The sequence below is a fragment of the Wenzhouxiangella sp. YN9 genome (assembly GCF_056324165.1).
The window spans coordinates 1-12,816 of the sequence record NZ_JBJNIP010000112.1; the positions used below are offsets into that span (position 1 = coordinate 1).

10 protein-coding genes are annotated in these 12,816 nt (G+C 65.8%); 6 read left to right on the forward strand and 4 right to left on the reverse strand.

From position 1 onward, the window contains the following. Positions 1-349 precede the first annotated feature (349 nt). On the reverse strand, positions 350-550 hold the full coding sequence (gene thiS, locus ACEWQ0_RS11220) for a sulfur carrier protein ThiS (RefSeq protein WP_476485375.1): 201 nt from the start codon (positions 548-550) through the stop codon (positions 350-352). Beyond that, entirely contained in the window at positions 528-1,421 is an 894-nt protein-coding gene (locus tag ACEWQ0_RS11225; protein WP_476482773.1) for an EamA/DMT transporter family protein, read from the reverse strand. The genes thiS and ACEWQ0_RS11225 overlap by 23 nt, the downstream gene beginning before the upstream one ends. Positions 1,422-1,578: 157 nt before the next feature. Between ACEWQ0_RS11225 and ACEWQ0_RS11230 the strand changes: the two genes are divergently transcribed. The 4 genes from ACEWQ0_RS11230 (at position 1,579) to ACEWQ0_RS11245 (ending at position 6,687) form a co-directional block, all read left to right on the forward strand. After that, complete coding sequence (locus tag ACEWQ0_RS11230) at positions 1,579-2,148, forward strand: DsbA family protein (RefSeq protein WP_476482774.1); 570 nt, start codon at positions 1,579-1,581, stop codon at positions 2,146-2,148. Between the two features lie 70 nt (positions 2,149-2,218). Continuing rightward, the gene (locus ACEWQ0_RS11235) at positions 2,219-3,829 is read left to right on the forward strand and encodes an FAD-dependent oxidoreductase (RefSeq protein ID WP_476485376.1); all 1,611 of its coding nucleotides are present in this window, start codon (positions 2,219-2,221) and stop codon (positions 3,827-3,829) included. A gap of 4 nt (positions 3,830-3,833) precedes the next feature. Continuing rightward, entirely contained in the window at positions 3,834-5,009 is a 1,176-nt protein-coding gene (locus tag ACEWQ0_RS11240) for an L-lactate dehydrogenase (RefSeq protein WP_476485377.1), read from the forward strand. Between the two features lie 16 nt (positions 5,010-5,025). Further along, complete coding sequence (locus tag ACEWQ0_RS11245; RefSeq protein WP_476485378.1) at positions 5,026-6,687, forward strand: acetolactate synthase large subunit; 1,662 nt, start codon at positions 5,026-5,028, stop codon at positions 6,685-6,687. Between the two features lie 7 nt (positions 6,688-6,694). Here the strand turns inward: ACEWQ0_RS11245 and ACEWQ0_RS11250 are convergent, their stop codons facing one another. Further along, positions 6,695-7,939 (reverse strand): serine hydrolase domain-containing protein, encoded by a 1,245-nt coding sequence (locus ACEWQ0_RS11250; protein WP_476485379.1) that lies wholly within the window; start codon positions 7,937-7,939, stop codon positions 6,695-6,697. 61 nt (positions 7,940-8,000) lie between these two features. Next, complete coding sequence (locus tag ACEWQ0_RS11255) at positions 8,001-9,221, reverse strand: RNA-guided endonuclease InsQ/TnpB family protein (RefSeq protein WP_476485380.1); 1,221 nt, start codon at positions 9,219-9,221, stop codon at positions 8,001-8,003. Positions 9,222-9,412: 191 nt separating this feature from the next. On the opposite strand from ACEWQ0_RS11255, the gene ACEWQ0_RS11260 reads away from it, so the two are divergent. Then, positions 9,413-10,768 carry an MFS transporter gene (locus ACEWQ0_RS11260; protein WP_476485381.1) on the forward strand — a complete coding sequence of 452 codons (1,356 nt, stop codon included), beginning with the start codon at positions 9,413-9,415 and terminating at the stop codon, positions 10,766-10,768. A gap of 159 nt (positions 10,769-10,927) precedes the next feature. Then, positions 10,928-12,592: a BCCT family transporter gene (locus ACEWQ0_RS11265; protein WP_476485382.1), complete on the forward strand. Its 1,665-nt coding sequence runs from the start codon at positions 10,928-10,930 to the stop codon at positions 12,590-12,592. Positions 12,593-12,816 lie beyond the last annotated feature (224 nt).

The window sequence follows — 12,816 nt, forward strand, 5'->3', positions numbered from 1 at the left end:
TGGTTAGCTGGTTAGCTGGTTAGCTGGTTAGCTGGTTAGCTGGTTAGCTGGTTAGCTGGTTAGCTGGTTAGCTGGTTAGCTGGTTAGCTGGTTAGCTGGTTAGCTGGTTAGCTGGTTAGCTGGTTAGCTGGTTAGCAATGATCATGATGCTCGGATCACATAAAGCAACAGCAAAAGGGCTTATCCCGGCGCACCTAGCCAACTAGCCAACTAGCCAACTAGCCAACTAGCCAACTAGCCAACTAGCCAACTAGCCAACTAGCCAACTAGCCAACTAGCCAACTAGCCAACTAGCCAACTAGCCAGCCACGCTCGCCAGCGCGGGGCCGCCTTTTCAAGCGCCCATGGATCAAGCGCCCGAGTCGCTCTCCCCGATCTCGACTTGGTCGCCGTCGTTGATCGTCACTTCGGCGAACAGGGAAGCGGGCACCGGTTCATCATTGCGCACAACGCGCACCGCATGCTCGTCATGGCCCAGCTCCTCGAGCACTCCGCTGACCGTCAGGTTGTCGGAAAACGTCCGGATTTCACCGTTCAGATGCACTTCCATGGCCCCCATTGTACGCACTTGCCCTTTCGGTAGTGGGCCGGGACAGCCATACCGCCAGAACAATCACCAGCCCACCCACAAGCAGCCGCAGCCAGTCGATATCACGGTCCCAGAAAACGAAATTCACCAGGATGCCGGTCGGAATGAGCATGTTGTTCATTGCCGCCAGCTGGCCCGTATTGACCCGCTTGGCGCCCAGGTTCCAGCCCAGATAGCCCAGGGCGGAAGCACCCGCGCCCAGCCACAGCAGAACCCCCCACTGGATGCTCGTGGTCGGCCACCGGGAATGGTCGGCAAACAGCAGCACGGCCAGCCCGACAACCACGGCCGCCCCGGCAAAGAACAGCCCGAAAGCCTGTATCTGCGACACCGTATCGCCGAGCTGCAGACGCCTGTAGGCCACCTGACCGGCGGCAAAACACAGGTTGGCCCCCTGCACCAGACCGAAGCCCGCCAGAAAGTCGGGGCTTATCTCACCGAAGCGAATGATCCCGGCTCCACCCACGGCCAGCGCTGCGGCCAGCCAGAAACGACCGGGCAGATGACGCCGCCCCCGCAGCAGCTCGTCGATCAAGGTCACGTACAGCGGCGTGAAGATGGTGAACAGCAGCAGCTCCGGCACCCTCAGATAGCCATAGGCGTGAAAAAGAAACAGGTACATGACGCCGATCTGCAGCGCGCCGATGACCATCAGCGACACGCCGGCCCGCCATCCCGGCCGCGCCCGTATCAGCAGCGGAGCAAAAACCGCCAGCGCCAGAATCACGCGCAGGAAAACCGAAATGAAATCATCGACCTCTCCGGCGAGATAAACACCAATCAGGGAGAAACTGAAAGCCCACAGCAGGGTGACGATCCACAACAAAGGCATGACAAGGCACCCGTCTACTTAATAAATGCCTTGGGAGTTTACAGGATGGCCTGCGCCGCTGCAGGCTGCATTCACCCCGCCGGCGGCCATGCGCTCCGGCGATGCCCGGTTTATGCCACACTGGAAATGAATTCAACATGCTGCCGGAGGCCGAATCATGAGTGATAATGACGGCTACGCCGCGCCACTGCACTTCGGACGCGGGCCAACGATCTTCGAGGTTTTCGTCGAGCCGACCTGCCCGTTCTCGACCAAGGCCATGGGCAAGCTCGAGCCCCTGCTCGCCGCCGTCGGTGAGGATCGGGTCACCGTCAAGCTGCGGCTGCAGTCCCAGCCCTGGCACCTGTGGTCTGGAGTGGTGACCCGCTGCGTGATCGCCGCATCGACCCTGCCCGACGGCCGCGACCGGGCCTGGGACGTGCTCAAGGCGGTGGCCCAACACCGCGAGGAATTCGTTTTCGAAAACCACGCCACCGGCCCCAACCGCACAACCACGCCGGATGAAATCATCGAGCGCATCGAGGGCTACAGCGGCTTCGCCCTGGCGGCCGCCTTCGACAATCCCAAGCTCGATACCATCACCAAATGGCACAGCAAATACGCGCGCCAGAACGGCATTCACGTCTCGCCGACGTTCATGGTCAACGGGCTCATCGACCCGGACCTGGGCAGCGGCGACGAAGTGGACCAGTGGGCCGAGGCCATCCGCGGCGCCCCCGTGCGCTGATTGCCCGGGCCAAGGCCTGCCGGCACAGGGGGGACCAGCGACCAGTGCATCGATCAAGGGGAAGTCGCCGATGGCGGCGCTGAAATCCGACGTCGCGGTCATCGGCGGCGGTCTGGCCGGTATCGTCACCGCGCTCGAGTGTCTGCGCGCTGGCCGGCGGGTGATCCTGATCGACCGTCATCGCCCCGAGCATTTCGGCGGGCTGGCGCTGTGGGCCTTCGGCGGCATGGCGCTCATCGGCACGCCGCTGCAAGCGCGCCAGAAGATTCCCGACACCCCCGAGCGCGCCTTGGCCGACTGGCTGCGCTTCGGCGAGCTCGACCCCGACGACGAGCTGGCCTGCCGCTGGGCGCGCCATTACGTCGAGCACTCCCGCGTTCAGGTTCACGACTGGCTGCTCGCCCACGGCGTCAAGTTCATGCCGGCGGTCAACTGGGTCGAGCGCGGCCGCCACGGCGACGGCAACAGCCTGCCGCGCTATCACATCGTGTGGGGCACCGCCCGCCACCTGGTGCGGCAAATGTGCGCCGCGCTCCACGAGGCCGGCCGGAACGACCGCCTGCAGCTGCTGCACGAACATCGCGTCAGCGCGCTCGACCACGCCGGCGGAACGATTCGCGGCGCTCTCGCCATCGACGAGACCAGCGGAAAAGAAGTGCAGATTGCCGCGCCGGTCGTGGTGCTGGCCACCGGCGGCATCAACGGCAGCCTCGAGCAGGTTCGCGCCCACTGGCCGGCCGACCGGCCGCAACCAAAACACCTGCTCAACGGCGCCCACCCCTTCTCCGACGGCGCCCTGCAGCGCTGGGCGGCCGACAATGTAGACGGCCAGATCGTGCGCGCCGGTGAGATGTGGAACTACGCCGCCGGCATTCCCCACCCGCAGCCGCTGTTCGAAGGCCACGGCCTGTCGCTGATTCCGTGCAAGTCCGCGCTCTGGCTCGACCACCGCGGCGAACGCATCGGGCCCGAACCGCTGGTCACCGGCTTCGACACCCACTGGCTGTGTCAACGCGTGGCCGAACAGGAACAACCCTGGAGCTGGCAGCTCATGAACCGGCGTATCGCCATGAAGGAGTTCGCCATCTCCGGCGCCGAGCACAACCAGCGCATCCGCGACCGCCAGTTTCTGCGTTTCACGAAAGACCTGCTGCTGGGCAGCGCTGCGCTGATCGAGCAGATGCAGCGCGAAAGCCCGCATTTTCTGGTCGACGACACGCTCGCCGGCCTGGCCGAAAAGATGAACGCACTGACCGGCACGCGCGCTATCGACCCGGCTGTCCTCAAGGCCACCGCCGACGCCTTCGACGCCAACTTTGCAGCCGGCGGCAGGCTCGAGAACGACGACCAGATCCGCCGCATCCGCCACGCCCGCCAGTGGGGCCCCGACCGGCTTCGAACCTGCAAGCCCGCGCCGCTACAGGACAAGGCCGCCGGCCCGTTCATTGCCGTCCACACCCAGCTGATCACGCGCAAGAGCCTGGGCGGGCTGCGTACCGATCTGTCCAGCCGGGTGCTCGGCCGCAATGACCAGCCCGTCGCCGGCCTTTACTGCGTCGGCGAGGCGGCCGGTTTCGGCGGCGGCGGGGCCTGCGGCAAGCGCTCGCTGGAAGGGACCTTCCTGCCCGGCTGCATCTTGACCGCCCGCGCCGCCGCGCGCGCCATCGACGAGGGAGGCTGACACCATGCCGATGTCCCGACATCCGGCATTTCCGGTCACGGCCGAGGATTATCGACGGCTGGCGAAAAAGCGCCTGCCGCGCTTCCTGTTCGACTACCTCGACGGCGGCGCTGGCGAAGAGAAGACGGCGGCCGCCAATCTCGCCGGCCTCGACGCCCTCCGTCTGCGCCAGCGCGTATTGGTCGACGTCGACGGCCTCGACACCACAACAACCTTGTTCGGCCAGCCCTGGCGGATGCCGCTGGCCCTGGCCCCGGCCGGGCTGGCCGGCATGATGGCCCGGCGCGGCGAGGTCCAGGCCGCGCGCGCGGCAGAAACCGCGGGCGTGCCCATGACCGCCTCGACCGTCGGCATCTGCTCGCTTGATGAACTGCAGGCCGCGGTGGAAAAGCCGGTCTGGTTCCAGCTCTACATGCTGCGCGATCGCGGCGCGGTCGAAGCCCTGCTGGAAAATGCCCGTCAGGCCGGCTGCAAGACCCTGGTCTTTACCGTCGACCTGCCGCTGCCGGGCATGCGCTACCGCGACGCCCGCAACGGCCTGGGCCTGCCCGGCGCACGGGCAAAGCGGGTACGCGCCGCCCAGGCGCTCGCCCGCCCGCGCTGGCTGTGGGACGTGGCCGTTCGCGGCCGCCCGCACACCTTCGGCTGCCTCACCGACCAGGTGCCCGATGCCCGCGATCTCGACGCCTTCAAGGCCTGGGTCGATGGCCAGTTCGACCCGGGCGTGACCTGGGACGACATCGCCTGGCTGCGCGAGCGATGGGACGGCACGCTGATCCTCAAGGGCATCATGGAGGTCGATGACGCGCGCCGCGCGGTCGAGGCCGGGGCCGACGGCATCGTCGTGTCCAACCACGGCGGCCGCCAGCTCGACTCGGCGGCCGCCACCGCCGACAAGCTGCCGGCGATTGCCGCGGCGGCGGGCGAAGACACCACCGTGTTGGTCGACGGCGGCATCCGCAGCGGTGTCGACATCTTCAAGGCCCTGGCCCTGGGCGCGCACGGCGCTCTCATCGGCCGGGCGTGGATGTGGGCGCTGGCGGCGCAGGGACAGCGCGGCGTGGAAAATCTGCTCGCGACACTCCAGCATGAACTCATGCTGACCATGACGCTCACCGGCACGAACAGCGTGAGCGAAATCGGCCGGCAGCAGCTCGACCGCCTGCCGGAAAACAATTGACCTGCAAGGAAGATCCATGACCAACGGTGCACAAGCCCTGATCCGGACCCTGGCCGATGCCGGCGTCGAAGTCTGCTTCTCCAACCCCGGCACCAGCGAAATGCATTTTGTCGCCGCGCTCGACAGCGAGCCGCGCATGCGCGCCGTGCTTGCCCTGTTCGAGGGCGTGGCCACCGGCGCGGCCGACGGCTACGCCCGCATGAGCGGCAAGCCGGCCGCCACCCTGCTGCATCTGGGCTCGGGCCTGGGCAACGGTCTGGCCAATCTGCACAACGCGCGCAAAGGCAAGACGCCGGTGGTCAACATCGTCGGCGATCACGCCACCTGGCACACCCAGTACGACGCCCAGCTCCAGTCCGATATCGAAACGGTGGCTCGCAACGTCTCGCCGGAATTCGTGCGCACATCGAAAACTACCGCCGAGCTGTGCAGCGACGCCGTCGACGCCATTGCCGCGGCCAAGGGCCCGCCCGGGCGGGTTGCCACGCTGATCCTGCCGGCCGACGTGTCCTGGGGCGAAGGCGGGCAGCCGAGCCCGCCGCCGAGCAAGCCCGAAGTGCAGGCCGCCGATGATGCAACCGTCGAGGCCATCGCCGATCTGGTAAAAAGCGGCAAGCGCTGCGCCATCCTGCTGGGCGGACGGGCCCTGCGCGAAGGCCCGATCATGGACGCCGCGCGCGTGGCCAGAAAGCACGGCGTGCAGCTGTTCGCCGAATGCTTTCCCACGCGCATGGAGCGCGGCGCCGGCCTGCCGCCGATCGACCGCATCGCCTATCTGGGCGAGCTGGTCGGCGTGCAGCTCGGCGAGGTCGAGCAACTGATCCTGGTCGATGCCAAATCGCCGGTGTCTTTCTTCGCCTATCCCGGCAAGCCCAGCGACCTGGTGCCCGAGGGCTGCAGCGTGCACACCCTGGCCGCGCCCGAGCAGGACGCCGCCGCCAGCCTGCGAAAACTGGCCCGCGCGCTCGAAGCCGAAAACGAGGAACCCGAGCTGCAGCCGCTGGCGCGCCCCGGGCGCCCGCGCGGCAAGCTGACCGCGCCGAAGGTGTGCAAGGCCGTAGGCGAGCTCATGCCCGAGGGCGCCATCATCGTCGACGAGGCCATTACCTCCGGGCTGATGCTGTCGGCCATGACGGCCGGCGCGCCGCGCCACGACCTTTTGGCGCTGACCGGCGGGGCAATCGGCCAGGGCCTGCCCAGCGCCACCGGCGCGGCCATCGCCTGCCCCGAGCGACCCGTGATTGCGCTCATCGGCGAAGGCACGGCCATGTACACCATCCAGGCGCTGTGGACCATGGCGCGCGAGGGGCTGGACGTGACCGTCATCATCTTCAACAACGCCGCCTATTCGGTGCTCAACATGGAGCTGCAGCGCGTGGGCAGCGATACCGCCGGCGGCCCCAAGGCGCGCTCGCAGCTCGAGCTGACGGGTGCGGATCTGAACTTCGTCCACCTGGCCGAAGGCATGGGCGTGCCGGGACAGCGCGCGAAGACGTCCGAGGAATTCTGTCAGGCCCTGGAACATGCCCTGGCCGAGCCCGGACCGCACCTGATAGAAGCCATCGTGCCCGAGTCCCTGGGCGGCACCAAGCGCCGGATTCTCCCCTGGCTGCTGCGCTCGCTGCCCAACCTGTCGCCGAGAATGCAGCGGGCACTGAAAAAGAAGATCGCGCCTTAGCGGGCTACTAATCATCCTGCCACTCATCGACGAACACGGCAGCGTGTTCGTCGACTGATCGCTTGACGGCCTGGACAAAGCGGCGGCGTTCGGCGACCAGCGCATCGCTTCCGGCCTCCGGCCAGGCAGCGATCTGGGCGATGACCAGCTGGCGCGCGGGGTCAATATGCACCAACTGGCCGAAGATGCCGGCGGCCTGATAGCTGCCGTCGGCGTTGATCCACCACAAATAGCCGTAGCCCTGATCGCCGTCGTCGCCGGACTCGTCAACGGGCTGGAGCAGGCGGGTGGCGTCATCGTGCCAGGCCCCGGCGACGACCGGTTCGCCGTTGAGCTCGGCGCCATCGAGCATGAACTGCCCCAGCCGGGCGTAGTCGGAAAGCGTGGCCGACAGGCCGCTGCCGCCGATGGTGCTGCCGTCGCATTCGTCGGCCAGCCACCAGGCCTCGTGCGCCATGCCGAAAGGCCGCCAGACGCTGCCGGAGAGATACTCGGCCAGTGACATCCCCGTGGCCTGCTCGATCAGGATGCCGAGCAGGTCGGTCTCGCCGGTGCTGTAGTTGAAGCGGGTGCCGGCCGGCCGGGTGCGCGGCAGATCCTTCATGTAGGTGACGATATGAGCCTCGTCGCGCTCGCAGGGCTGCATGTACATCTGCGCCACGTCGGAGTCGGCATCGGCATAGTCCTCGTCCCATGCAACGCCGGAGGTCATGGTCAGCAGCTCGCGCACCGTGACCTGGGCGTATTCGCTGTCGGCGAGCGCGGGAATATAGTCGGCCAGCGGATCGTCCAGGCTGTCGACGTGGCCCTCGTCGAGCGCGACGCCCAGCAGCAGCGAGGTAATCGACTTGGCCACCGAAAACGAGGTCCACAGCGTGCTCTCGTCGACGCCGGGGGCGTATTCCTCCAGATGAATCCGGCCATCGACGAGCACCATCACGCCGGCGATGTGGTTGGCCGCCATGTAATCGGTCACGGAGGTGTCGTCTTGCCAGCGCGGCGTCAGCGCCTGTCCCGCAGGCAGTTCATGCACATGATCGCCGCGGGCCACGCGGTGGCTGGGAAAGATCTCGTGCATCTTCCGGAAGCGCTCGTCGCGCTGCTGCTGGCTCCAGAACAGCAGGCCTTCCAGGCGCTGGCCCATGGTGAGCTCGTCGGAAGAGGTGCTATCGGGCTGCGGCTGGGCCGCGCAGGCGGCGACGATCAGGCCGGCCAGGATCAACGACAACCAACGCAGTGGTCTGCTTGACATGCTTGCTCTCCCTGATGCTTGACATCCTCCCCGGCATGAATGCCGGAGATTCCTACGGCGCTCAGGCGCGGCATTGAGCCTTGCCTGAGTCGCTTCGGTGGGTTCCTGCTGCTGGCGACATTGGTGCATCGCTCACTTCACAGGCGCAACGGGCATGTCCTGCCCTGAGAATATTGACGGCCGCGACCTCATCGGCATAGCCCTCGAAGCCGCATTCGACGCAGGCGAACCGCTCTTGCGTCCGGCGGTTGTCGGCCGAGACGTGGCCACACGCCGGGCAGGTCCGGCTGGTGTTGTGCGGCGGCACGGCGATGAGCCAGCCGCCGTTCCACGCCAGCTTGTAGCCCAGTTGGCGGCGGAACTCGAACCAGCCCTGATCGAGGATGGACCTGTTCAGGCCGGACTTGGCCCGAACGCTCTTGCCCGGCTGCTCGGTGCTGGAGGCCGCCGACTTGGACATATTCCGCACCTGCAAGTCCTCGATACACACCATCGCGTGGTTTTGGCTGATCGTGGTCGTGGCTTTGTGCAGGTAGTCGCGGCGGGCATTGCCGATGCGGGCATGGATACGCTGGACACGGGCTTTTGCCTTCTTCCAGTTGTTGCTGAATTTGCTTTTACGGCTCATCGCTCGCTGCGCTTTGCGCAATGCAGTCTCGTGCCGCTTGAGACTGTTGAGTGGTGCGTAAAACGTGCCGTCCGACAGCGTGGCGAAGCGGGCAATTCCCATGTCGATGCCGATCGCCCCGCCGTGCGGAATGGGCCGCTCGACCTCACGTTCGGTCTGGATCGAGATAAACCAGCGGCCACCGGACTGACTGACGGTGACATTGCGCAGCTCGCCCAGTACGTCCCGGCTGTTGCGATAGCGCAGCCAGCCGAGCTTGGGCAGGAAGACGCGGCTGTTGCCCTGATCGAGCTTGATCTGCTTCGGGTCGGGATAACGGAAGCGCTCACCGCGACCCTTTTTCCGGAATCGCGGAAAGCGGGCCCGGCCGGCGAAGAAGTTGGTGTAGGCGCGCTCGAGGTCTTTGAGGGCCTGCTGCAACGGGTGGACGGGTGCATCCATCAGCCAGGGTGTTTCCGCGCTATTCCGCCAGGCGGTGAGCTCTTTGCACAGACCGGTGTAGCCGAGCTTCTTCCCCCTGGCCTGGTAGCGCTCCTTCTGAAGCGCCAACGCCCGGTTGTAGACGAACCGGCACGACCCGGCGAAGCGGCGCATTTGCTGCTCCTGTTCGCCGTTGGGGCGTAGCTCGTATTTGAAGGCCTGAAGTCGCTGCATGGAGGCAGTCTATATCAAGGTTTTCTCAAAGCCTGAGAACGCGGGCGCTATCCTTCCCCGCCCTGAAGAGACGGGGCTTGCCGCGCCACTGGGTCAAAGATGTCGCTCAATGATAGCGCCAGGCCGGCCTTTTCCACGTACCATTGGCGCCTTACCTTTTCCGGAATTCTCCAGAAACCGTCAGCAAGCCCGTGAGCAAACGAACCACAACTGGATCGGCGGAGCGAACGTCGCGCACTGACGACCGCAATAGCGCGACCCACGGCCCGGATACAATCCCTTCGGGCGGCCGCACGCTGCGTGCCTGGGTGGTTTACGCGGTCGGCGTGTTTGCCTACATCGTTGCAATCATGCAGCGCACCACTCTAGGTGTGGCCGGAGTCGCGGCGACCGATCGCTTCGAGGTCGACGCCGCACTGCTCTCGTCGCTGGGCGTGCTGCAGCTGGCCATCTATGCCGTCATGCAGATTCCCGTCGGCATTCTGATCGACCGCATCGGCTCGCGCCGGCTGCTGATCGGCGGCACCGCCATCATGCTCGTCGGCCAGGCCCTGGTCGGCTTTGCCCCCGACATCGTGCTGGCGGTGTGCGGGCGCATTCTCGTAGGCGCCGGTGATGCCATGATATTTGCCTCGCTGGTGCGGCTCACGGCGGCGTGGTTTTCAGGATCCATCCTGTCGTCGCTGTTCCAGTGGATCGGCAGCCTGGGCCAGATCGGTCAGATTCTTTCCGCGGTGCCGTTCGCCTGGCTGCTCAACCAGTCGGGCTGGACCACCGCTTTCCTGAGCGCGGCGTCCTGTTCGGTGATTGCCCTGATCGTGCTGATCATCGGCATTCCCGCCGGCACGCCCCAGGGCGCGTTGACGCGCTCGAACCGCCCGCCCGAGCGCGCGCTGGCGCTGCTGGGCCAGGCCATTTCCGAACCCGGCACCCGGCTGGGCTTCTGGACCACCTGGACGGCGCAGGCCTCGGGCTTCATGTTCATGCTGATGTGGGGCTATCCCTTCATGGTCTATGGTCTTGGGCACGGGCCCGACCTGGCCGCCTACCTGCTGGTCATCGTGGTGGTCACCGGCGCCGTGGCCGGCCCGCTGCTCGGCCTTTTTTCCGCCCGCTTCCCGACCGCCCGCAACCGTCTGATCCTGAGCGTCGTCAGCGGCTACGGGCTGATCTGGACGCTGCTGCTCGCCTGGCCCGGCCAGCCGCCCTTCTGGCTTCTGATCGTGCTGCTCATCGCCATGGGCGTGACCATTCCCAGCGGCGTGCTCGGCTTCGACCACGCGCTGTCAGGCAATCGGCCCGAAAGCCTGGGTTCGGCCAACGGCATCGTCAACATGGGCGGCTTTGTCCCGGCCGTGGCCCTGATCCTGATGATCGGGTTGATGCTCGACTGGCAGCAGCTGGCTGCCGGCACCACCGGCGCGCAGGCGCTGTACTCTCTGGGCCACTTCCGCATCGCCTTTCTGGTTCAGTACCCGGTCGCTCTGATCGGCGTCTGGTTTCTATTGCGCACGCATCGACAATTGCACAACCACGAGCCGACCTGAGCATCACTGCAGCTTGCTCGAGCGGAAGCGTTCGCGGCACAGTCGCGGGCCGTTCATCCCCGGGAATGCTCTTGGACTTGCGGAAACAGGGCGTTTAAACTGCGCGCATGCGGGGTGGGTGCTGTGACTCCTGATCCGCCACGACATGAGGGAGTTCGCATGTTGGACCGTCTGGCCAAACGACTGAAGCTGCGCACCAGCCCCGATATCTTCTTCTGGTCCGCCGGGCTGATGGTGCTGTTCCTGATCCTGCTGCTGATCTTCCCCGCCCCGATCGGCGCCAGCTTTGCCGCCGCTAGGGCCTGGGTGGTGACCAACCTGGGCTGGTTCTTCATCGTCGGGGTGTCGATCTGGCTGATCTTCCTGGTCGGCGCTGCCGCGAGCAAATACGGCAGCCTGCGCCTGGGCGGAGCCGACGCCCGGCCGGAGTACAGCAACATGTCGTGGTTCGCGATGCTGTTCGCCGGCGGCATCGGCACGGTCCTGATGTTCTGGGGGGTGGCCGAGCCGATGTCCCACTTCTCGAACCCGCCGCTGTCGGGGGTGGAGCCCTACAGCGTGGAGGCGGCCAACGACGCGATGGGCTTCGCGATCTATCACCTGGGCCTGCACACCTGGGCGATCTTCACCCTCCCGGGCCTGGCGTTCGGCTACTTCATCTACCGCTACGATCTGCCGATGCGCGTCAGCTCGGTGTTCTACCCTTTCCTCGAGGACCGGATCTACGGCCCCATCGGCAAGACCATCGACATCTTCGCCGTGCTGGGGACGCTGTTCGGCCTGGCCGTTTCCCTCGGCCTGGGCACCCAGCAGGTGTCGGCCGGGTTGAGCGAGCTCACTGGCCTGACCGACAACACCGGCCTGCGCCTTGTCATCATCACCGTGCTGACAATCACGGCCGTATGCTCGATCGTCGTCGGCCTGGACAAGGGCGTGAAACGGCTGTCCGACATCAACATCCTCATGGCCATCGGACTGATGCTGTTCGTGCTGTTCTTCGGGGAGACCGTCTTTCTGCTGCGCAGCATCGTCGAGACGGTCGGCATCTATGCCTCCCGCCTGCCCGGTCTGATGTTCTGGAATGACTCGATGGCACCCTACACCAGCCCCGACGGATGGGGCTGGCAGGGTCAATGGACCGTTTTTTACTGGACCTGGACGGTCACCTGGTCGCCCTTCATGGGCGTGTTCCTCGCCCGCATCTCCAAGGGCCGCACCGTCCGGCAGTTCATCGCGGGCGTGCTGGCGGCACCCTCGGCCTTCACCCTCGTGTGGTTCGCCATCTTCGGCTGGTCGGCCATGCGCATCGACGGCATCGGCGGCGACGGCGGCGCGCTCGCGGCTGCAGTCAACGAAAGCGTACCCCTGGCGATGTTCGCGTTCTTCGAGAACTTCCCCGCCGCGACCCTCACTCAGGGACTGGCTGTGGTCATCGCCGCGCTGTTCTTCGCCACCTCCTCCGACTCTGCCTCGCTGGTCGTCGACATGCTCTGCGCCGGTGATGCGGATGCGGGTCCGACGCGCCAGCGGGTTTTCTGGGGTGCCTCCGAGGGCATCCTGGCCGCCGCGCTGATCTGGCTGGGAGGCGCTGAGGCACTGACGGCACTGCAGGCGGTAATCACCGTGATCGGGCTACCCATCTTCCTCATGGTCTTCGTGATGATATTCGCCCTGATCAAGGGCTTCGCCTCGGAAAGCAAAGCGCTCAAGACCGCCTGGGCTTCCGGCGACCTCACCACGACCGAACCTCCGATGGAGCGAGACGACTTCGATATCAATACCGGTGAGGAGCACCGCGTCAGAGAGAGCAAGCTGCGCGACTGAAAGGGTCGCCGAGCGACGACTGGATCTGCCGAGCCAATAACAATCGCTGCCGCCAGGCATGTATGGGCAACGCTGCCGCTCTCCCGCATGGCCTGAAGAACAAGAACTCGCGTTCCATCGTCACAATAGAAGATGCAGCACGGCGGCATGACTCGTTCTCTATAGACGGCATCGGACCGCTCGGGGAAAGTGCTCCGGATTGGGAACATTCTTCCAGGCGTTCG

Coding starts and splice junctions, on each gene's coding strand:
- thiS (WP_476485375.1), bottom strand. CDS start 550: ATGGAAGTGCATCTGAACGGTGAAATCCGGACGTTTTCCGACAACCTG.
- ACEWQ0_RS11225 (WP_476482773.1), bottom strand. CDS start 1,421: ATGCCTTTGTTGTGGATCGTCACCCTGCTGTGGGCTTTCAGTTTCTCC.
- ACEWQ0_RS11230 (WP_476482774.1), top strand. CDS start 1,579: ATGAGTGATAATGACGGCTACGCCGCGCCACTGCACTTCGGACGCGGG.
- ACEWQ0_RS11235 (WP_476485376.1), top strand. CDS start 2,219: ATGGCGGCGCTGAAATCCGACGTCGCGGTCATCGGCGGCGGTCTGGCC.
- ACEWQ0_RS11240 (WP_476485377.1), top strand. CDS start 3,834: ATGCCGATGTCCCGACATCCGGCATTTCCGGTCACGGCCGAGGATTAT.
- ACEWQ0_RS11245 (WP_476485378.1), top strand. CDS start 5,026: ATGACCAACGGTGCACAAGCCCTGATCCGGACCCTGGCCGATGCCGGC.
- ACEWQ0_RS11250 (WP_476485379.1), bottom strand. CDS start 7,939: ATGTCAAGCAGACCACTGCGTTGGTTGTCGTTGATCCTGGCCGGCCTG.
- ACEWQ0_RS11255 (WP_476485380.1), bottom strand. CDS start 9,221: ATGCAGCGACTTCAGGCCTTCAAATACGAGCTACGCCCCAACGGCGAA.
- ACEWQ0_RS11265 (WP_476485382.1), top strand. CDS start 10,928: ATGTTGGACCGTCTGGCCAAACGACTGAAGCTGCGCACCAGCCCCGAT.